Source organism: Chryseobacterium arthrosphaerae (assembly GCF_001684965.1).
Lineage (GTDB): Bacteria > Bacteroidota > Bacteroidia > Flavobacteriales > Weeksellaceae > Chryseobacterium > Chryseobacterium arthrosphaerae.
In genome coordinates this window covers 782,389-803,937 of the sequence record NZ_MAYG01000001.1, presented here as the reverse complement: position 1 = coordinate 803,937, position 21,549 = coordinate 782,389, and the positions used below count along the sequence as shown (strand labels likewise).

The 21,549-nt window shown below is 39.6% G+C and carries 14 protein-coding genes; 9 read left to right on the top strand and 5 right to left on the bottom strand.

Annotated elements, in window-relative coordinates; all coding sequences use genetic code 11:
* Positions 1-234: 234 nt before the first annotated feature.
* The 3 genes from putP to BBI00_RS03515 all read right to left on the bottom strand — a co-directional run bounded on the left by putP (position 235) and on the right by BBI00_RS03515 (position 5,941).
* Positions 235-1,731 carry a sodium/proline symporter PutP gene (gene putP, locus BBI00_RS03525; protein WP_065397471.1) on the bottom strand — a complete coding sequence of 499 codons (1,497 nt, stop codon included), beginning with the start codon at positions 1,729-1,731 and terminating at the stop codon, positions 235-237.
* 228 nt (positions 1,732-1,959) lie between these two features.
* Positions 1,960-4,524: a M1 family aminopeptidase gene (locus BBI00_RS03520; RefSeq protein WP_065397470.1), complete on the bottom strand. Its 2,565-nt coding sequence runs from the start codon at positions 4,522-4,524 to the stop codon at positions 1,960-1,962.
* Positions 4,525-4,639: 115 nt separating this feature from the next.
* Complete coding sequence (locus tag BBI00_RS03515; RefSeq protein ID WP_165602492.1) at positions 4,640-5,941, bottom strand: Ig-like domain-containing protein; 1,302 nt, start codon at positions 5,939-5,941, stop codon at positions 4,640-4,642.
* Between the two features lie 263 nt (positions 5,942-6,204).
* On the opposite strand from BBI00_RS03515, the gene BBI00_RS03510 reads away from it, so the two are divergent.
* The 8 genes from BBI00_RS03510 (at position 6,205) to BBI00_RS03475 (ending at position 17,474) form a co-directional block, all read left to right on the top strand.
* Positions 6,205-7,086 carry a cupin-like domain-containing protein gene (locus tag BBI00_RS03510; protein WP_065397468.1) on the top strand — a complete coding sequence of 294 codons (882 nt, stop codon included), beginning with the start codon at positions 6,205-6,207 and terminating at the stop codon, positions 7,084-7,086.
* A gap of 151 nt (positions 7,087-7,237) precedes the next feature.
* The gene (locus tag BBI00_RS03505; RefSeq protein ID WP_065397467.1) at positions 7,238-7,960 is read left to right on the top strand and encodes a hypothetical protein; all 723 of its coding nucleotides are present in this window, start codon (positions 7,238-7,240) and stop codon (positions 7,958-7,960) included.
* 278 nt (positions 7,961-8,238) lie between these two features.
* Positions 8,239-8,772, top strand: coding sequence for a TetR/AcrR family transcriptional regulator (locus BBI00_RS03500; protein WP_065397466.1), 534 nt, complete (start codon positions 8,239-8,241; stop codon positions 8,770-8,772).
* Positions 8,773-8,821: 49 nt separating this feature from the next.
* A complete protein-coding gene (locus tag BBI00_RS03495) occupies positions 8,822-9,679 on the top strand; it encodes a tail fiber domain-containing protein (RefSeq protein ID WP_065397465.1) in 858 nt (285 codons plus the stop codon).
* A gap of 95 nt (positions 9,680-9,774) precedes the next feature.
* Positions 9,775-15,426: a hypothetical protein gene (locus BBI00_RS03490; RefSeq protein WP_065397464.1), complete on the top strand. Its 5,652-nt coding sequence runs from the start codon at positions 9,775-9,777 to the stop codon at positions 15,424-15,426.
* A 232-nt stretch (positions 15,427-15,658) separates the two neighbouring features.
* Positions 15,659-16,492: a sigma-70 family RNA polymerase sigma factor gene (locus BBI00_RS03485; protein ID WP_065397463.1), complete on the top strand. Its 834-nt coding sequence runs from the start codon at positions 15,659-15,661 to the stop codon at positions 16,490-16,492.
* Positions 16,493-16,536: 44 nt separating this feature from the next.
* Positions 16,537-17,115, top strand: a complete 579-nt coding sequence (locus BBI00_RS03480; RefSeq protein WP_065397462.1) for an FMN-dependent NADH-azoreductase — start codon at positions 16,537-16,539, stop codon at positions 17,113-17,115.
* A gap of 2 nt (positions 17,116-17,117) precedes the next feature.
* Complete coding sequence (locus BBI00_RS03475; RefSeq protein ID WP_065397461.1) at positions 17,118-17,474, top strand: nuclear transport factor 2 family protein; 357 nt, start codon at positions 17,118-17,120, stop codon at positions 17,472-17,474.
* Positions 17,475-17,638: 164 nt separating this feature from the next.
* On the opposite strand, the gene BBI00_RS03470 is transcribed toward BBI00_RS03475, so the two are convergent.
* Complete coding sequence (locus BBI00_RS03470) at positions 17,639-19,888, bottom strand: ATP-binding cassette domain-containing protein (protein ID WP_065397460.1); 2,250 nt, start codon at positions 19,886-19,888, stop codon at positions 17,639-17,641.
* A gap of 50 nt (positions 19,889-19,938) precedes the next feature.
* Between BBI00_RS03470 and BBI00_RS03465 the strand changes: the two genes are divergently transcribed.
* Positions 19,939-20,361, top strand: a complete 423-nt coding sequence (locus BBI00_RS03465) for a MarR family winged helix-turn-helix transcriptional regulator (protein ID WP_065397459.1) — start codon at positions 19,939-19,941, stop codon at positions 20,359-20,361.
* 266 nt (positions 20,362-20,627) lie between these two features.
* Here the strand turns inward: BBI00_RS03465 and BBI00_RS03460 are convergent, their stop codons facing one another.
* Positions 20,628-21,350, bottom strand: a complete 723-nt coding sequence (locus BBI00_RS03460; protein WP_083988412.1) for a sterol desaturase family protein — start codon at positions 21,348-21,350, stop codon at positions 20,628-20,630.
* Positions 21,351-21,549: the final 199 nt, after the last annotated feature.

Genomic DNA, 21,549 nt, shown 5'->3' with positions numbered 1-21,549 from the left:
AGGGATCCTGATATTCTCTTCTACAATAATATGAATTTGCCAACTTATTCAGGAATAACCGGGGATTATTTAACTGTTTTTATGATATTCTGCTTTTTTATACTGTTGATAAAAGTACGAGAATTCCAGCAGGTCCCTTCTTTTAAAGATAATTAAAAATCTCTTCAGAAAAATAGTAAACCCTCGCTCAACGGCAAGGGTTTGTTTTATTTCAGAGTCGATAGAATATCAATTTTATTCCTGCATAATTTTTTTCATTTCATCAAATTCACTTTCAATCACTGCATCAGGTTTGTAGGTTAACAGAGAAACAATAATATTGGTGATTAATGAAAGGGTAAATCCAGGGATTATTTCATACCAGTTTTTCAGCGGATGCTGAAGGTATACCCATGCCAGTACTGTTATTCCGCCTACCATCATTCCTGCAAAGCCACCCTGCCAGGTTGTTTTTTTCCATAACAGTGACAATAAAATCAGTGGTCCGAATGCTGAACCAAAACCTGCCCAGGCATTTCCTACCAGGTTTAGGATGCTGTCTTTAGGGTTCAGTGATAACAGGACAGCAATAGCAGCCACTAGCAAAACGGAGATTCTGCTGGCTGTAAGCAATTGTTTTGGAGTTGCTTTTTTATTCAGAAAAGCTTTATAAATATCTTCGGTTAATGAACTGGAAGTTACCAGTAACTGGGAAGAAATAGTACTCATCACCGCAGCCAGAATTGCCGTAAGTAGGAAACCCGCAATAAACGGATGGAACAAAATACGGGAGAAATAAATGAAAATAGTTTCGGCTTCGGTCTTGGAACCATCAAACTTCAGCATCGTTTCCATATCAAATTTCTGCAGGTAAGCAATTCCTACCAGACCTATAGCCAATGCTCCGGCAACTGTAAAGATCATCCAGGTAATCCCGATTCTTCTTGCTTTAACCAGATCTTTAGGTTTATCAATTGCCATAAAGCGTACGAGAATATGGGGCTGCCCGCAATAGCCTAACCCCCAGGCCAGCAAAGAGACAATGCTCACCGTTGTTGTTCCTCTGAAAAGATCCAGGTATTTGGGGTCTTTCGCTTCAATCAATGAAAAAGTCTCCCCTATGCTTCCGATCTGGGTAATCGCTACAATAGGAACAATTACCAGCGCCAGCACCATAATGGTACCCTGTACGAAATCGGTAAGGCTCACCGCCAGGAATCCGCCTAAAAAAGTGTACAATACGACGACCAGGCTTGTGAGAAGTAAACCAAGGGTATAATCCATTCCGAAAGCCGATTCAAAAAGCTTCCCTCCGGACACCATTCCTGCAGAGGTATACAGTGTAAAGAATACCAGAATAAAAACAGATGATGTAATTTTTAAAAGGTGGTTTTTATTTTTAAATCTGTTTTCAAAAAATACGGGTAATGTAATGGCGTTCTGAGCTACTTCTGTATAAATCCTGAGCCTTGGTGCCACAATAATATAGTTGAGATAAGCTCCAATCGTTAAGCCTATAGCGATCCACGAGCTTGAGATCCCGGCCAGATACATTGCTCCCGGAACTCCCATCAGGAGCCATCCGCTCATATCGGCAGCACCGGCAGACAATGCTGTAACCGCAGCTCCCATTTTCCGCCCGCCTATTAAAAATTCTTCTGAATTACTTGTTGATTTTCTATAAGAATAAATGCCTATACCTATCATCAGCAAAAGGTACAGCCCCACAGAAACCGCTTCATATACTTGCATATCATTTTTTTTATGAAGCCGAATATAACCATTTTCCAGGGAGTCACAAAAACTGAAACTTTATCAGGCCACAGCAAAGTTTCATTTAATTTTTATGCTTATATTCTATGTAACTATTTGGTTGAATGTTTTTAACCACATAGTTACATAGTTTTTTCAATGATTTTCCGCTATGAAAATCCCTGTTAAATCTAAACTTCAGAGTTGTCAATATTTTACAGAAAAGTTTTATTTTACAAGTATTTGGGCCCTCTTCAGGTTATCCGTTGCCTGTAATATTTTATTTTTAAGAATGGCATTATAATCCGGGTTTTTCATAAGAAACTGATTGACCGATTCAAGAGCCTTCGGATCCTGATAATTTCCAAATGTGGAACGAAGCCAGTTGTCCGGGAAAAAGATAGCTCCTGTTTTCTGGATCTCCTGTAATAATTCTAAGCTTTCCGGAAGGTAATGGATAGAGGTCTGCTGTCTCAGCGGATGGTGTAAATATCCCAAAGCTGCTCCCACCGCCGACTCGTTGGCCCTGTTCTCTTTCTGTACCAGACCATTAAAGAATTCATCACGTGTTTTCTGATCTGATGAAGCTGCTTTCATAATGATCTTAAAACGGTTGATCCTGTCCGTATTCGTAATTCTGTCAAGCTGTTTCTGTAATAAATCCTTATTCTCCTTACTGCGCAATGATAAGGAAAGGGCAAGATTGGTGAAATCCTCATCATTGAGAGAAACATCCTGAGGGGTTACCTTTGATTCCCAGATCTTGTACAGGGTATTGTATGCCTGCTGAGACTGAAAAATTCCCTGATAGCAATCGAAAAGGATTTTCTTATTATTCTTTGCCGTTTGGGTTTGTAATGCCTGCCATACCGTATTTTCTAAAGTGTCAGATATTTTCAGTCTTTTGCTTTCCGGTAAAAATTCCCAATAGATCGTGGAAATATAACCCGCTATGAGGCGGACATTCAGTTCTGTGGTTTCTTTTTGCAGCTGCTCCGCAAAAAACTGCAATGCTTCTTCCGGTGACACCGACCTGCCTCCCAGCATATTTTCATATAACGAAATATAGGCACTTGCACGGCTTACAGGATCTTTGATCAGTGAAAAGTTTGACATGGCTTTTACATCAATGCTGAACACCCCATATCCTATCCCGGAAGAATTCTGTAAAATAAAAAGTGGTTTTGCTTTTCCTTTCAGTTCAGGGATCTCCTTCTGCATTCCGGACAGCTTTACATCTATTTTTTCAGTACGGTCCGGATAAAACAAGCTGATCTCAAATTCCTGCGGCCAGCTTTTCTGTTCTTTTCCATATTCCGGATGTTGGGAAACCGTAAAATTTTCTATTTTATCTCCTTTATACTTCACCTGGTATTCTACCACAGGTCTTCCCGGATCATTGACCCATACTTTATTCCAGCTTTGGAGGTCTTCCCGGGTACGACGGTCCAGAATATCAATGAGATCCGGCCAGGTTGCGTTGCTGTAAGCATATTTTTTAAGGTACTCTCCTATTCCTTTTCTGAAATTTTCCTCTCCGGTCAGTAATTCCAGCTGGCGCATCATAATAGGTGCTTTGCTGTAAATAATAGGTCCGTACATCATACCTGCATTCTGCAGATTATCCAGCACCTGTCTTATCGGATTAGCTCCCAGGGTACGGTCTACCGAATAAGCGGCAGGAAAGTGTGTGGTCAGGAACTTAAGGTCATAAACACTTTTATCCGAAGCCGCTCCTGTGCTTTTATCTGCCATAAAGTTGGCAAAAACTTCCTTCATCCAAACATCATTGAACCAATCCATGGTAACCATATCCCCGAACCAGAGATGAGCCACTTCATGGGCTATCAGGTTGGAACGGTTGTTGAGCTGATTCTGGGTAGCATTTTTATCTAAAAATAAGGTAGAATTCTGAAACAGGATTGCTCCCGGATGTTCCATTCCGCCAAACTGAAAATCCGGAACCGCTACCATTCCATGCTTTTGAAAGGGATGCGGAATCTGCGTCCATTTTTCAAAATAGTCAAGGGAATTCCTGTACAGAGTAAAAACCGAATCCATGCTGTTTGTGATCTTTGCAGAATCTGTTTCACGGTATAAAATTCTGGAATCCTGCCTGTCAATTTTGTCTGTAAAGGCTTTAAAGTCTCCGGCAGCAAAGGAAAATAAATAAGTAGGAATCAGATCTGATGTTTCAAAATAAAGGGTTTTTGTTCCTTTCTGCGCCCTGGTTTCTTTAAGTTTTCCATTGGCAATGGCATTCCATTTCTCAGGAATCGTTAAGGTTAAGGAATAGTTGGCTTTCAGGTTGGGCTGATCAAAACACGGGAACATGGTCCGGGCACGGTCCGGAACAAATAATGTATAGAGATACCCTTCCCGTCTGTTCAGGGCTCCGTTCCCTGCAAGAAAGGTAAAATGAACCTGATTCAATCCTGATTTCAGGTATTGGGCATCAATGATGATATGTTCATTTTGAAATACAGGCTTTGTCACTTTTCCGTTTACAGCCACGGATACCAATGAAGCGGCCTCTTCCTTGAAATCGATCAGTAATGGGGCTTCATTTTGTTTTTTATAATTGAAAGACAGGACTTCCGTTCCTGAGATCCTTTCTGATTTACTTTCGGGGATCTTCAGATCGAGCTGATATTTGATATCACTTAATACACTTTTTCTAAACTGTGCCAATTCATAAGAAACCCCGGATTCCAATTTGGGCAGCGATTTCATCTGTGCAAGGTATCCGCTGCTCACAATGGCAAAAGATAATGCGAGTAAACCTGTTTTCATAGATCAAATATAAGAATAGAATCGGAATTCTACACTGATTGTTACCTTTGAAAACTCTCGGTTTCACTCAGGAAACCCTGCACATAATGCTCAAAATGCATTGGCCTAATCAGCTTTACTGAGCCTTTGTCTGAAATTTCACAATGAATCTTTCATCTTTCAGTGGATAACCGTCTTTAGATTCAAAGGTTTTATTGGTGAGAACAAATTCATACTCCTTACCGGGCTTCAGATCCATGGACAGGACCAGTGTCTTATCGTTGTTCTCCAAACCTGTTATCTTCGTAATGGGGAAATTCTCTTTTCCTTTATCCGAAAGGCTTATGGAATATTTATTCGGGACGATTTCTTTTGAAAAAGTGATTTTTATCTCCTTGGTATCCGGATTTATATTGACAGCTCCGTTTTCTGGATCTGTTTTTACCACGGTCAGCAGATGATCATGGTATTCTTTGATCAGCTTTACCTTATCAATCTTTTCGCTGAAAAATTTTGATTTCTTCAGGAAGTACTCTACTGCTTTTTCGTCACTATAATTCAGCTCAATAATATCTTTTACGGCCTGTTTTTTATCTTTTGCATTCTGATAATAGGATTTACAGATTTCATATCCTATATAATACCCTAACTCTGCACTTTCACCTTTTTTCCGTCCATTATTCAGCCAGTTTGAAAGCCTGTCGGTGAACATTTCTTTTTTAAACTGATCTTTGATCTGGGATGCGTGTGCGTTTCCGTAAGTCAGATATTTTGTCTGCAAAGGTCTCTGAACTGCCAGTTCAGCAATAAAGTCACATGAACCTTCTTTAATGGAAGCTCCTAAAACGGTTTTGCTGTAGCCATTCTGCTGGGTATGGATATATTCATGAATGTTCAATGATACAATATTGTCTAAAGACTGTGCTGCAAAAAGAGTTTTCAGCCAGTCATCCTTAAATTCGGAAGTATCTGTATCAGGAGTTCCTGTTCCTATTTCTGCTCCTACCAATACCATGTTCTCAACTGTAGTTCCCCCTGCTCCAAGTGCACCTATTGTGAAGTACATGCCTGCTTCTCTCAGCTCAGGATAGATTTGTTTTAAATGGTCTACAGCATCATTAAGTTCTTTATTCTTCTGTTGTACGGTCAGTGTATTGGGTCTTACTGAATTCCAGAATTTCGGATATTCATCGATCAGTTTTACATACGCCGTATCATTATAATCTCTGGCTTTCATAAATGCTTTAAGCCCTTTGGTTCCTTTGCTGATGTAAAGTTCGTTGATCAGATTCACCTTTTTAGAAAAATCATCAGTCTTTTTAATCTGATCATACGCGTTCCAGAAGTTGTCTATATCAGAAGTAAAAATTGTCTTTGAATTTTGAGCAGAGATCCCTGCAAATACAAGGGATAATATAATGGTAAGGCTACGTTTCATGATTATTTTTAACCTGGCAAGTATACAGATAATTATCATATTTCACAACTGTTCTTTCTTATGCAAAGCCTGTTATTTTCCAGTGAAGCCAATTATTTTTTAATGATAATATTAAAATATTTCATTCTCGTGAAATGTGAATGCATATACAGCAGTTTGAATACAAAGCTTATAAGATCTATTTATATCAATTCCAAATAATTTAAATTCTTCTCATTAATTTTCATAAATATTTAATACTTTAGCATAATAATTTGAAAAGAATGGGAATACTCCTTAAACCTATTGATATTGTAGAAGACATTTCGCAGGAAGATTTTCGTGAAAAGTATCTAAAGCCATGTAAGCCAGTGGTAATCAGAAATATGGCAAGAAACTGGCCTGCATATCAAAAATGGACAATGGAGTACATGAAAGAAGTGGTGGGAGATGTAGAAGTACCTTTATACGACAGTGCTAAAGCTGATCCTGCAGCCCCTATCAATACTCCGACAACCAAAATGAAGTTCGGTGAGTATGTAGATCTTATTCAGAGAGAGCCTACAGACCTCAGAATCTTTTTCTTTGATCCTATTAAATTTGCCCCTAAATTACTGGACGACTATGTACCGCCAAAAAATCTGATGGGTGGCTTTTTAGACAAATATCCGAGTATGTTTTTCGGGGGTAAAGGTTCGGTGACGTTCCTTCATTATGATATTGACATGCCTCATATTTTCCATACCCATTTTAATGGCAGAAAGCATGTTCTTCTGTTTGAATATAAATGGAAAACCCGCCTGTATAAGCTTCCTTATGCGACCTATGCACTGGAAGACTATGATATTGCCAATCCGGATTTTGAAAAATTCCCGGCACTGGATGGTATAGAAGGCATTGAGTGTTTCCTGGAACATGGAGATACTTTGTTTATGCCAACCGGCTGGTGGCACTGGATGAAATATCTTGACGGCTCATTCTCTATTTCTCTGCGCGCGTGGGACAAAAGCTGGGCTGTAAAAGCACATTCCCTCTGGAATCTTGCCATTCAGCGTAATTTTGATAATTTCATGAAAGGAAGGTATAAAAAGAGATACATGGACTGGAAGGAGAGAAAAGCCATAGAAAAAGCAAATATTGCTCTGAAGAAAGGACTTCCAAAATAATAAAAAAAACAACAATATGTGAATCAGGATAGACCCTTTCTATTCTGATTTTTTGTATTCAGTTCTTTTCAATATTTATACCTAAATTTTTATATCTCATCTGAAATTTCTTTAAATTGCATAGTGAACCCGTTCCCTTAATACTCTGTATATGTTCGAAAAACTGATTGACAGCTTTGAAAAGCTTTGCCTGCAGATCATCATTGAAATTCTGCTGGTTCCCGTGACTGTTTTCAAATTGTTTCAGGCTCCTCACCGTTGCTATGATCTCTCTGTGCATGAAATGGAAAAGGAAGAAACAGAACGTTTTCGTGATTACCTGTCTCCCATCAAGCTGTCTGTTTATACATCCGTTATTGTTTCCGTTCTTCTTATGGACTACAGCGGGGAAGAAAACTTCATCTCCAGGATCAAAGGATTGAGCATGGTGGAAAAAGCTTTATTTATATTCCTGGTGAATAATTTTACGGCTGTTGTCTTCAGTGTGGTATTATTATGGTACAAAAAGGAAAAGATCAATTCGCCCACATTCCGTACATTACTGTTCTCATTTATTTACACTACAGTATATACTTCTACTCCGTTTTTCATACTGATCATTTCTACAATGTTCCTGGGGCAGACCATGAATGTACAGTCTTATCTGCACCATCTTGAGAAGATTTCTGTTTCAGAAAATTACAGTTCCAGGGATTTGATCTTCTTCATCGTTCTCGCCGTGTTCTTTGTCATTACCATTATCGGTTTAGTAAAACTATTTAAAGCGCTGCATCATATCCTGAAAGAGAACTTCCGGTACCACCCTTATGTTGTATGGTTCTTTACATTGCTGTTTTTCCTTATACAGCTTTATTACGCAAGAGGCTTTATATAAAGTAAAACTGAAATTGCCATTGATATTTTCATTCTATTTCCCGGCTTTAAAATCGGTTAAATAAAAAATAAGCACACAACCTTCTTTCGACGGGAAAACTTCCATTAAAATAAATAAAGGACACAGGTATAATTCCTGTGTTTTTTATATAATAAACCTACCATAATCACTATACATTATTTTATCTCATAGTAATAAAATATTATTTTTAAGATTCTTTTAACAAACATACCAGTCTGTTCATATTTTATTTACATTTGTAAAAAAACATTTGCTCTATGCGTAAACCTCGTGAAAGAATTTTAAGTACCGCTATGGTCCTGTTTCACAGACAGGGTTATAACAGTACCGGCATCAATCAGATCATTGATGATGCTGAAGTCTCGAAAGCAAGTTTTTACCAGCATTTCAAGTCAAAGGACGATCTGTGCATTGAGTTTCTGGATAGAAGATATGCTTACTGGGTATCTGAGCTGGAAAGTTTTACATCCGGAGCACAGACCCTTGAGGAAAAATTCCTGAAATCATTCGATTTTCTGATCTATATGAATGAAAAGGAAGATTTCAGGGGATGCAGTTTTCTGAATATTCTATCTGAAATCCCAGGAGAAAAAACAGAGATCCACAAGGTGATCCGGAATCATAAAAAAACATTGAGGGATGCCTTTATGGGAGATCTCAAAGATCCTTTTTTATCTGATCATATTTATCTTCTCTTTGAAAGCTGCATATTGACCAGCCAGCTTTACCGGTCCAATGAATTAATAGAAACTTCTAAAACAATTGTAAAAAACCTACTCTTAACTTCTTAACACTAAGGAAGAGTTTAATATACCCGAATAAAAAGCAATCAAAAAAACTATGAAAAACTCTATTTTTTTGCAGAAAGAACATTCTGCAGCATTCAGGTTATGCCTTATCGGAAGCATCTCCATCAGCTCAATGATGTTTTCCCAAACCGGTAGAATAGGCATCAACACTCCTAATCCTAAAGCCACTCTGGACATTACAGCCAGAACAGACGGTTCAGCCGCAGCAGAAGGTCTGATGATCCCACGCCTTACAGGTGACCAGATCCAGACCATGACTGCAAATATTCAGCCCGGCACAGAATCCCTGATGATCTACGCCACTGCAGTTCCTGCTTCCCCAACGGCAAAAGTTGCAAGAATCACCCAACCCGGTTATTATTTCTGGAACGGCAGCAACTGGGACAGTATGGCAAGCCAGAATATCTATACAGCAGACGGAAGCATCAGCACTCCACTGGCTGCAAGAAATGTGGACCTGAATGGTAAAAACCTTGTCTTTTCCGGTAGTGGAAGTGTTGGGATCGGGACTACTCCTTCTGCTTCTGCAAAGCTTGATGTGGCCGGAACTGTGAAAGCAAGTGCCATAGATTATAATTCAGATGAAAGATTAAAACAAAATATCGCCTCCATCAATTCTTCCGGTGAACTATTAGGTAAACTGAGACCTGTCTCCTATTTCTGGAATGAAAAAGGAAAAAAGAAAGGCGGAAATACACAGCTTCAGTATGGACTGATAGCACAGGAAGTTGAAAAAGTATTACCCAATATCGTCAGCACAGACAACGAAGGATACAAGTCTGTCAATTATAATGAGCTGATTCCTTTATTATTACAGACCGTACAGGAACAGGATAAAAAAATCACCGAATTACAGAAAGAGATACAACTGCTGAAAAAACCGGAATAACGGAACACGAATTCAGATCATATTCTGATTCTATTCAGTGTCGCTAAGGCTGAGGTAACGACCTCAGTCCATACCAATTTTGTAATTCAAAAAACATGAAACTTAAATTATATATCCTACTGCTCTTTCTGATCGGTAAGAGTTTTTTTGCCCAGAACAATTATTACTGGGTAGGTGGCGCCGGAAGCTGGACGGATCTCAACCACTGGCGTATCGGTTCATCATCAGGGCAGACGGCCACTATTATTCCTTCACGATATGATAATGTATACTTCAATTCAGGAAGCGGATTTCCCGCCAGCGGTTCCGTTACCCTTACGATTCCTTCCAGCGCAACCTGCAAAGATTTCATCATTGATGATTCATTTACAGGAAAAGTGAATTTCCCGGCAGGAAGTATTTTCAACATCTATGGAAATCTGAAGTGGAAATCCAATGCAGGAGCTCTTTACAATATGACCATGAACCTGTACGCTGACAGTTCAAACCCGGCTCCTAACCTGATTGATATTCCGGATAACCTGATTGATCCGAACTACATTTATATCAACTCCACATCTTCTGTTAATCTTAAGGGAAACGGGACCTTCAAACTGGTCAGGAATTTTGCCAGCAACGGTTATTTTCAGTTTAATGTGAGCGAAAGTGCTTTTCTTGATACTGATAATAAAAGTATTACTTCCCAGCAGTTTGTGTACGGTTCCACTACCCCATCTAAGTTCGGAACCTCAACGCTTGCCGGTAATCTTGCCACTTTTAATGCTGCTGCCAATCTTACACAGGCTACCCTTTCTTATTCGAACCTGACGGTTCAGACCACACAGGATATAAAAAAGATTGTATTGCCTGCAATTACCGGGTATGTGCAGATAACAGGGGGAAATTCACTGAAAGTTGATGAAATCCTGGGAACCGGAACCACCGGCGGCAGCATCGGCGGAAACGAATTTATAATCAACAAGATCAGTATGTATGCTTATTCTGTTACTGCCAATGTATTCAAAGCCAATGATATGATTATAGGTGACGGAACAGTTGACCTTTCAGGAATACGGTATGAAATCAATAACCTGACATTGGGTAAAGGAAATCATATCCTTAAGGCCCAGCAGTTTGATATTAATAATCTTACCCTTAATGGCGGGCAGTATAATTTCCGTCAGAATGCCAACCCTGCCCCCAATTATTTCCAGATCAACCAAAGCCTTAGCGCCAATACAGCCTGCAATGGGGCTATTCCAAAATTCGGAGGAATTGATATCACGTATGCTGTTAATCTTATTATTCCCTCCACCATCAATGGAAACGGTACCGCAGCTTTTACAGGATATAATGTTGCTAATACAAAACTCACAGGCGGAGCTTCCGTAACTGCAGGAATAAACGGAGGAAACAACACGGGGAATATTACGTATCCGGGAATCAATCCGAAAACGTATTATTGGATAGGTGGCGGAGGAAACTGGAATGATCCTCTACACTGGTCATTCACTTCGGGAGGGCCTTCTTCCAGCTGTGTTCCCACGATGTATGATGATGTGATTTTCAACACAGATTCCGGCTTCAGCACAGGAAATAATACCGTAAGCGGTACTGCAGGGGTTTCGGTACGGAATATGACCTGGAACAATGCTCCTTCCAATCCTGTTTTCAATGCCACAGCTTCTGTATACGGGAATCTTTACCTTCAGAAAGATATGACGACAGGAATCAATACATCATTCTATATACAGAAATATGCGGCTAATGATCCTGTCACAAACCGATACATGAATTTTGAAGGCCAGAAAGTCTATCAACTGACTATAAGTGGAAATGATAATTTTTATTTATTACCATCAGGCACTGCTACTCCTTATGACGTGGAGGTTGCTGCAACACTCAATTTCGACAATAATGCACTCACAGGTACTATGTATGCAGATGGAAGGAAAATAAAAGCAGGCGAATTCTGGCTGGGAGGGAACAGCGTAAGTATTGACAATGCCGTATTGCGCGCCACAACGCTTTATATCAACACCAAGCAGACTATTACTGCTCCCAATACCACGGTATATGCCGTCAACTATAACGGGCGGTACAATAACCTTGGAAATATCAACCACTTTTTTGGCAAGATCCATAAGGAAGGAACCGCTATAGGAGATATACAGTTTGTAAATACCGGAACATTCCAGGTAAATGCCGGTGATGTCAGATTTTCCTATACCAATAAAGCCAATAATGTAGCCATCAATGCTGGTTCTAACATTACAATGCTTGATTCTTTTACAAAACTGACTGTAACGGACAGTTTTGTTTATAACCGTGCAGACTGTGATCTTGTTCTTAATTTCACAGGCCAAGGAGGGAATAACCTTATACTTGGAAACAATATTAACGGAACCGGATTTATTGAACTCAACCGTATGAATATTACGGGCATCAATGCCGGATATGTAACTCCTGTTGCTGGTTCCAAACCTGTAAATGCAAATAATTCCATTGACGGTGGAAACAATTCAGGGATCAATTTTACCGTTCCTGCGGCTAAAAACTTCTACTGGAAAGGAGGCAGCGGCAGCTGGAACGATATCAACCACTGGTCTCTGGACCCCTCAAGTGCGAGACTGGCTTCCAACTGCGGACTTCCTACGATCAACGATAACGTATTTTTTGATCAGTATTCAGGTTTTACGGTGGGAAATATTACAGGAATTACCCTGTATAGCGATGTTTCTGTAAATGATATTACATTCAGCGGTCTTCCGGCCAATACAAAGTCTCACTTTACAGGTTATAACAATTATTATAAAATACTGGTCAACGGAAATGTGGTTCTCCATCCAGGGTATTATGATGCCGGCTATTTTAGCGGGTTTAATTTCATTAATACCAATAAACCTGCAGGTACCCTCAAAAATATAACTCCCAACGGGGCAACATCTGTGTTTACTTTTGCAGGAAATGCCAGATGGAAAATCAACAGGGGAACAACCCAGTACGACCTTGTGAATTCTGTTATTAATCAGAACAATATTGCAGGAAATATACTGGATATAAGCGGCACGGTCATAAGCCTCAACTCCATGGTACTGAACGGAACCCAGCTGGTCATGGACAATGCTGATCTTGCTGTCAATACAGGAATTACTGTCAATACTGCATTGCCGGTAACCAATACTGCCAACAGTGTTCTGAAACTGGCTAAATCCTATACCAATATGGGAAATGATATAGTTTTCAACAACCTGAATCATTATTTCGAAAAAATAGAGTTTACCAATACCGCAGGATCCGGTGATCAGGCTATTTCTTTCAGCTTTCCGGGAGGTATGATCAATCATTTTATCATTCGCTCCGCATCTGCTCCGAGACTGGATAAAATTAATCCTTCGGTGATCTTCAAATTCGCGATGAATGTAAATAATCTTACGGTAGAAAAGAATAATTACATCGCCTTAGATGCAAGTTTTCAGGTCACCCAATCGCTCGCTATGCTGGGAGATTGTATAGACAGACTGACTTTTGCTTCTTCAAACAATCAGACCAAAACACTTATACTTCCGAATTACGCAACCAACCCTTCCAACTATATAATAGACAGGGTGCAGTTTAAAGCAATTTCTTCTTCAGGCGGGCAAACCTATACGGCATCAAAAGGAACGGATCTTGGGGGTAATACCGGCATCAGTTTCCCAGATATGACAACCTCAGCTCCCAGAAATCTTTACTGGATCGGCGGACAGGGAGAATGGAGAGATCCTTCACACTGGTCACTGAGCTCAGGCGGTACCGCTATTAGCAACTGTGATATTCCGACTTCTGCAGACAATGTATACTTTGATCAGAATTCTGGGTTTACTCCTGCCCAGAACAGGATATTGATGAAAGGAATCAGCCTTTCAAAAGCCAATAACATTACTTTTACCAATACTCCGGGGCAACCGGTTATAGATTTTGGTACCGACGGCAGTAATCCTTACTATCTGACGGTTTATGGAAACCTTACATTACAAAGTGATCTTAAAATCATTGTTCCGTTAAACAGTTACGGACTTATCCGTAATATCATTATGGCCCAGGGAGCTTCAGCAGGAAGAACACGGTATATTGATACCAAAGGAGCCTATACTTATCTTAACATCAATGCTCAGGATTATTTTGAGCTGAAAAGTGCTTACCAGGGAGATATGAACTTTACGAATACTGCCGGATTCAAAACCAACAGCTACCCTATTACCTTGCTTAATTTCAGCTGGAATCAGACCATCAATAATAATCCGGTGGTGGATTTCGGGCAGTCTGTGATTACCGGTACCAGAACAAACAGTGCAGGAACAGCTAATTATTATATGGCTTCACTTCCTTTTTACGGTTTCTACAGTCCTTATTTTTATGTCAATTCCGGAAACAACCCGTTAACCCTGAACACAGCTGATGTAAAAGCAGATATAGGATATCTGACAACCACTACGCCCGACCCCTTCAGCTTTGGAGATCTTACTATATGGAAAGACGGCAGTGTAAATACCGGATCCAAAGTATGGAATTTTAATAAACTGACCTTCCTGGGAAGTACTACCGGAAGCTCTGTAAGTACACTTATCTCTGCCGGAAAATATAAAACGCTGTATTTCAATCCCGGATCTTACCAGGTTGATAATAACCAGACGGTAACTGAAAACCTCTTTATGACAGGGACACCGTGCAACAGGATTTCCGTAGTCAGATCCAACGCAGGCCAGAATACCATCAGCCTTGATCCGGCAGCCCTCTATACCATGTTCTATGCTTCCATTAAAGATATGAACTTCTCCCGTCCTGTAAATGCTTTTGGAAACAGCCAGGATCTGGGAAACACCAGTAATCTTACCATCATTCCTACCAATGTACAGGCAGCAGGTTTCGGGGGAAATAAAACCCTCTGTGCTTCGGAATTTCCCAAAACGTATGATGCCTCCACCTTGTTCGGAACAGATACCAATGCAGCATATACGTGGACTAAAACCAACAGCCCTAACCAGGGAACCATCAGCACAGGCCGTATGGTTACCTTCACACAGCCGGGAACCTACAGGGTAAATGTTACATACAGCCAGGATGGATGCAATATTACAGAAGACTTTACGATTTCATCTGTTGCTTTGCCTGCTGATAACACAGCTTCTTCCGTAACCAGTGCCATAAAGCAGCCTACAGGTGATGTACAGGTAAAGTTTAAAGGATCTCTTGCACAAAGCTATATTTTCACCTATACCCTTAATAATGGTCCGGATCAGGAGATTACTTCCGCAGCGAATGGTGAAGCCATTATCCTGCATGCTAAAAACCAGACCGGAACATTTGTTTACCGTCTCAAAGGGATCAGATTTGCCGGCGGAGATGCCTGTCCCGTGGTTATTAACAATAAAGAGATTATTGTGAATATCAATCCTGAGTGTCCTGCTCCCGGAGTAATGATGCTGATGGATAATGTTCTGAGAGGATGTACGGCTTCTATGGGAGCAAGACGCTTATCAGAATTAAATCCTGCAACGGTATTGAATCCACCAGCTGATGCAGGTGTTACAAGACTTATTTCAGGAACAGGAATTGTAATAAAAGAAGGAAATGAGCTCTACATGATCCGTAATACTGATGCCATACCGGAAACGCTTACTCTTCCGGCAAACAAAACACATATTCAGGGAGCAATCATCTATCATAACGATCATTTCTATGAAGGTGTAGAAAACGGAAAGTGGATCAGAGTGGATAACGACTAAACAGGATCTGCTTCTTCATTAAAACTGACTGATCATGATAAACCGCATTGGAATTGTTTCAATGCGGTTTTATATTTTCTGCCGGTTATTTTTCCTTAGTATTTTTCATCTTACAGAATTTCCGGGAATGTGTTCATAGTATAATAATCTATGTATTAGTTTACAACAAATCTTTTATCTTAATAAAAACTGTCACATTATCTTTACTAAGTTTGTCTTAAAAAGAAATATCATGCAGGAAAATTACAGCAGGCTGCTTACCTATGCCTATAATATTACCGGTTCATATGAGGATTCCCAGGATCTGGTACAGGATGTAATAGAAAAATATATTTCTTTGGACCAGTCAGAGATTAGAAATGAAACCAATTTTCTGATCAAAAGCACCGTCAACCATGCTATTAATTTTAAAAACCGCCACAGCAAAAAAATGGTGTACGGAGAATGGCTTCCTGAGCCCATATCTTTTGATAATGCAGAAAATAAACTGATTAAAGAACAAACAACCCGATATACCCTGCTGGTTCTTTTAGAAAAGCTGAATGCAAGGGAACGTGCCGTATACATTCTCAAAGAAGCCTTTGATTATTCCCATCAGGAAATTGCACAAATCCTTGATATTTCGGCAGAAAATTCCCGTAAACTGCTGAGCCGTGCCGGCAAGCAACTGCAGAATATACAATACCGCCCGGATCATATTAACACATCCGCTGATCCCAATATTCTCCAACAGTATCAGCAGGCATTAAGCGACGGCAATATTCCGAAAATAGAGGAACTTCTCCTGGATGATATCAGGCTCTCGGCAGATGGAGGAAAGCGGATTCGTGTAATCAAAGCGGTTGAAGTTGGAAAATCTGCTGCTGCGCAGCTTCTGGCTTTTGTACAGCAACAGTTTTTGGGCAATAAACCTTTTAGCTTTCATACTTTCAATCATCAGCCGGCAGTCTGCTTCTGGCAGGGAGATCGCATTTATAATTGTCACATTCTGGATATTGATGCCCAGGGGATGATCCGTGAAATCTACTCCATTGTAGATCCTGAAAAATTAAAAAGGCTGCAATAAATGTCACATTTCTCAAAAGCAGTGTGTCTTTAAAGAAAAAAAGTATGAACACACTACTCAGAATCGACAGCAGTCTAAGAACTGAAGGTTCTTATTCAAGAGCACTTGGAGATTATTTTATCAGGCAATGGAAAGTAAAGAATCCTAATGGAATCATCCTTGAAAGAGATGTTACCAGATCGCCTCTACCGCATATTACCCAGCAGACCGTGGAGGCCTTTTTCAGTGAAAATCCGGACTCAGAAAACATCAGCCTGTCTGATGAACTGGTCAGTGAGCTTTACGGATGTAATGAAATTCTCATTACCTGCCCGATGTATAACTATGGTATTCCTTCATCTTTAAAAGCCTATTTTGACCTGGTGATCAGAACGAAGAAAACATTTTCAGGATACAATATTCCAAAAGGATTGCTGGAAAATAAAAAGGCCTTCATTATTTCTTCCATGGGCGGCATTCCTACGGGGGCATTGAATCCTTTGGAAAGTCATCTAACCCAGCTGTTGAATCACATGGGAATTGCCGATATTTCCTACTTTCCTCTTGAAGGAACGGTAGATCAGGCAAAAGTTTATGATACAATCAGTTTACAGCAATCACAAATTTTAAAACACTTTAATTAATTATGGAAAAAATAAAACAAGCCATTGAAAGTTTTATCAAAGGAGGTGATAACAGCGACGCTGAACTTCTGGAACATATTCTTCACCCCAATTATCAGAACATTCAGGATGGATTTTTTGATCAGACGGGGATCTTTGTTATTTCCAAAGAAGAATATATCAGCCTGGTACGGGATAAGATTTTTGGAGGGAAGCCCCGTGAAATTATTTATCAGTCTATTGAAAAGAAAAATAATATTGCCTATGCACAGGTTTCTCTGGAGAGTTCTGTTCTGCGATTCTCATCTCTTATTACCTGTGTACAGAACCATGGGAGATGGCAGATCATTACGAATATTCCTTCAATAGAAAACAAGTGATCTCAATTCCAGTTACCTGTTATGTGTTTTTAAGACATAATGATTTATAGTTTTAAACCATTAAGATCGGATAAGAGTTTAAGGATAGCTAAGTAAAACATCGCTTTAAGAAAACGCCTGCTGTCTGACTTCCTTTTGTCTTCAAAAATCTTAATGGTTTATTATTATTTCAGATGCTTTCTTAAAAACTGACCAGTATAGGAGATTTTATCCTTCAGCAGCTCTTCCGGAGTTCCTTCAAACATAATTTCCCCGCCCAATTTTCCTGCTCCCGGTCCTATATCAATGATCCAGTCTGCCTGGGCAATAATGTCCAGATTATGTTCTATAACGATCAGGGTATTATGCTGATCTGTAAGTTCACTGAAAAAAGATAAAAGCTTCCGGGTATCGCTGGGATGCAGCCCTGTGCTCGGTTCATCCAGAATGATTGTCTGATGGCTGTGTCTGAGTTCTCTGGTTAATTTCAACCGTTGTCTTTCTCCTCCGGAAAAACTGTCTAAACGCTGTCCCAAAATAAGATAATCCAGCCCTAACCTAATCAGTACCTCAAAATGTCTGATGACCGATTGATCCGTAAAAAAAGAGATAGCTTCTGAGACAGTCATATTCATTACCTCTACGATGGTTTTTTGGTGATACCTGTACTTTAATACTTTGGGGTCAAAACCGGAGCCGCCACATTCTTCACAAGGCTGCTCAATATCATCCATAAAGGCAAGATCTATTCTTTCAACACCCAATCCTTTACAATTTTTACAGGCCCCTTCACTGTTTCTGCTGAAAAGTTTCTCCGAAACATGATTAGAATGGGCAAAAAGCTGACGCACAGTATCGGATATATTTAAATACGTGAGCAGATTGGAACGGGCACTGGCAGCAAACATAGACTGGTCTATCACCGTAATATCCGGATAAAACATTGGTAAAACCCTATTGATCAAAGAACTTTTCCCTGAACCGGCCACACCGGTTACCACCGTCATCACCCCGGTTGGAATATTGACATTTATATTTTTTAAATTATGAAGATCTGCATTTCTGATTTCCAGATAACCTGAGTGCGGCCTTGGTTGCTTATTGATGACAGGCTTCTGTGCAAAATACGATCCTGTTTTTCCTTTGGACCTCATCAGCTCACGGAATGTCCCTTCAAATATTACTTCACCGCCGTTTTTTCCGGAGCCGGGACCTATATCGATCACCCAGTCTGCCGTTTTGATAATATCAGGGTCATGTTCCACAATCAGTACAGAATTTCCTTTGTCCCTGATCTGCTCAATGATGCTGATAATGTTTTGTAAGTCTTTCGGGTGAAGTCCAATACTCGGCTCATCAAAAATATACAGCAGGTCTACCAGGCTGTTTCCCAGATTCCGGACCATTTTTATCCGTTGGGATTCACCGCCGGAAAGCGTATTGGTACTTCTGTCCAGTGTCAGATACTGCAATCCGATATTGATGATATTCTGTAATTTCCCGGAAAGTTCTTTAATGATCACTTCATAGGTTTTTGATTCTAAAGAATTGATAAATCCGGACAATTCATCAATAGAGAGTGCCGTACAGTCGGCAATACTTTTTCCCTGGATTGTACAGGACAATACCTTTTCATTAAGGCGTTTCCCGTGGCAGGATGGACAGGTTTTCGTAATGACAACATTTTTGAGGGCCTCTTTTCTTGATATATTTTCCTTCGAATCTTTTTTAAGGAATGCTTTTTCTATTCTTGGAATAATTCCTTCATATTTTACAGTTTTTCCCCAATCTTTATGAGGATGTTTAGGTTTATGTTCTTCCGCATACAGCAGAATTTCCCATTCTTTACCGGTAAAGTCTTTAAGCTTTTTATCATTATCAAAATAACCGGACAGAGTATATCTGGTTAATCGCCATCCTCCCGGCTGAAAGGTTGGAAATTGTACCGCTCCCTCGTTTAAAGATTTATTCTTATCAATCAGGGTTGTAATATTAACGGTCTGAATAAATCCCAATCCTTCACATTCCGGGCACATCCCCTGAGGGTTGTTGAAAGAAAAAACATTGGAATATCCCACAAACGGTCTTCCCATTCTTGAAAACAGAAGTCTCAGAGAAGCATAAACATCAGCAGCCGTTCCTACCGTTGACCTTGCATTCCCTCCTAACCTTTTCTGATTGATGATAATAGGAACATTGAGGTTTTCAATTTTATCTACATCCGGTACGCCATAATGCTGCAGCCTGTTTCTTACAAAGCTGTTCTGCGTTTCATTGATCTGCCGCTGGGCTTCTGCACCAATGGTTTCAAATACCAGCGATGATTTTCCTGAACCTGATACGCCCGTAAAAACAACCATCTTATTTTTTGGAATATGTATGGAAATATTTTTAAGATTATTCTGCCTTGCATTCGTAATTTTTATATTTTCCATGATACAATGATTATCTTTGTTAATAATTAACTAAGTTAAGTATATTTATCATGAAACCGATTGAAAAAGAATTTTTTAACACATTTACTGATTTTCAGTGCCTTATTCTGGCTCATATGAACAGAGGGAACATTAATGGAGTGACGGCAGCTCATTATAATATTATTGAGTTTATTCTCCGCAAAAAGGGAGCAACGGGAAAAGAAATCTCAGCAGCTTTTAATATAAGCCAGGCAGCCATTTCAAAACAGCTGAAGTTTTTGATCACGCATGATCTTATTATTCAGAAACAAGACGAAACGGATCGCCGGAAATTTAATCTTTCTGTCACGGAAAAAGGGAGATTTATCATCGAGAACTCAGAAACTTTCCGGAAAAATATCACCCGGCAGACCTCTGCAATACTGTCCCCGAAAGAACTGGATCAATTTAATTACCTGCTGGGTAAGGTTTTAGATCATCTCAGGTTTTAATATTGGATCCGGAAGATCTTGACTGCGCAGATGCATGGTATGATTCGAAGTGAGAGTCTTAACCACATAGGTACATAGCATGCTTTTTTATTAAATATTTAAATAATAAGCAATCCCAATCATCTGCGAAATCCGCAAAATCTGCGAGAAATAATTACTCCATAATTTTTTTAACGCAAAGTTCATTTTTGTTTATGCTGAATTGTAAGGGAGCTAAGAATACATCGATTTGCAATCGATCAGATGAAGAGAGTGTGAAATAATTCTTATTTATAAGTTCCAAACAGCCTGTCCCAGAGAGATGTATAAAATCCAAAGTTTTTGGTTTCATCCTGATGGTGCAGATTATGAAATCTTGTTGTTCCCACGAAAAACCTGTCGAAGGAGGCTGGAAAAAATTCTCTGTTCAGATGGCCAACAGTTCCCCATATCAGATTGATCAGCAGATAAACGGAAATTGAAATTACAGAAAAATCATAGCTCATCAGCAATACCAGCATCATCAATCCGAAACCGATCGTTTCTAACGGATGAAGTACAAAAAGGCTCAGATAATTGGTGCTTACATGCTCATGGTGTTTTCCATGCAACAGCTTGTAAACAAAAGGTAAATGAGCTGCATAATGAAAGAAATACATCAGAAGATCCATCAACAGAAGCAGTACAGCCACTTCCAGGATAACCGTCATTGCCGACTGTCCTGATCCCAGCTGAATCCAGCCGTTTTTCCATAAAAAAACACCGATCAGCATGACGAGACTATTACAAATGATGGTAAGAAAGCTCAGATACAAGTCAGATTTTGTGACAGGATGATCCTTTTCCTGCAAAGCCCTTTTGCGGCAGGTCCTGTCTATAAAAAGATAAAGTCCTATGGAAAACAGATACAGAAAAACATTGATGATAAGACTGAACACCAGCCACTGCGGCCAGGAAAACTGCCAAAACAGGTGCAGATATCCCGATAAATCTGATGCATAGTAATTCATAAATACCTCCTCTCAACTTGAAGTCATAAATGTATGAATTTAAAAATAAAAGAAGAGATGTAACAATGGCTGGCTATATCAAAACGCACTAAAATTTTCTTAGAAGAATTAATTCAATTAATTGATTTTTGAAAATCTTAGTTTTTTATGTACAAACATCTGCGTAATCTGCGTCATCTGCGAGAAATAAAAAATAACA

Coding starts and splice junctions, on each gene's coding strand:
- putP (WP_065397471.1), bottom strand. CDS start 1,731: ATGCAAGTATATGAAGCGGTTTCTGTGGGGCTGTACCTTTTGCTGATG.
- BBI00_RS03520 (WP_065397470.1), bottom strand. CDS start 4,524: ATGAAAACAGGTTTACTCGCATTATCTTTTGCCATTGTGAGCAGCGGA.
- BBI00_RS03515 (WP_165602492.1), bottom strand. CDS start 5,941: ATGAAACGTAGCCTTACCATTATATTATCCCTTGTATTTGCAGGGATC.
- BBI00_RS03510 (WP_065397468.1), top strand. CDS start 6,205: ATGGGAATACTCCTTAAACCTATTGATATTGTAGAAGACATTTCGCAG.
- BBI00_RS03505 (WP_065397467.1), top strand. CDS start 7,238: ATGTTCGAAAAACTGATTGACAGCTTTGAAAAGCTTTGCCTGCAGATC.
- BBI00_RS03500 (WP_065397466.1), top strand. CDS start 8,239: ATGCGTAAACCTCGTGAAAGAATTTTAAGTACCGCTATGGTCCTGTTT.
- BBI00_RS03495 (WP_065397465.1), top strand. CDS start 8,822: ATGAAAAACTCTATTTTTTTGCAGAAAGAACATTCTGCAGCATTCAGG.
- BBI00_RS03490 (WP_065397464.1), top strand. CDS start 9,775: ATGAAACTTAAATTATATATCCTACTGCTCTTTCTGATCGGTAAGAGT.
- BBI00_RS03485 (WP_065397463.1), top strand. CDS start 15,659: ATGCAGGAAAATTACAGCAGGCTGCTTACCTATGCCTATAATATTACC.
- BBI00_RS03480 (WP_065397462.1), top strand. CDS start 16,537: ATGAACACACTACTCAGAATCGACAGCAGTCTAAGAACTGAAGGTTCT.
- BBI00_RS03475 (WP_065397461.1), top strand. CDS start 17,118: ATGGAAAAAATAAAACAAGCCATTGAAAGTTTTATCAAAGGAGGTGAT.
- BBI00_RS03470 (WP_065397460.1), bottom strand. CDS start 19,888: ATGGAAAATATAAAAATTACGAATGCAAGGCAGAATAATCTTAAAAAT.
- BBI00_RS03465 (WP_065397459.1), top strand. CDS start 19,939: ATGAAACCGATTGAAAAAGAATTTTTTAACACATTTACTGATTTTCAG.
- BBI00_RS03460 (WP_083988412.1), bottom strand. CDS start 21,350: ATGAATTACTATGCATCAGATTTATCGGGATATCTGCACCTGTTTTGG.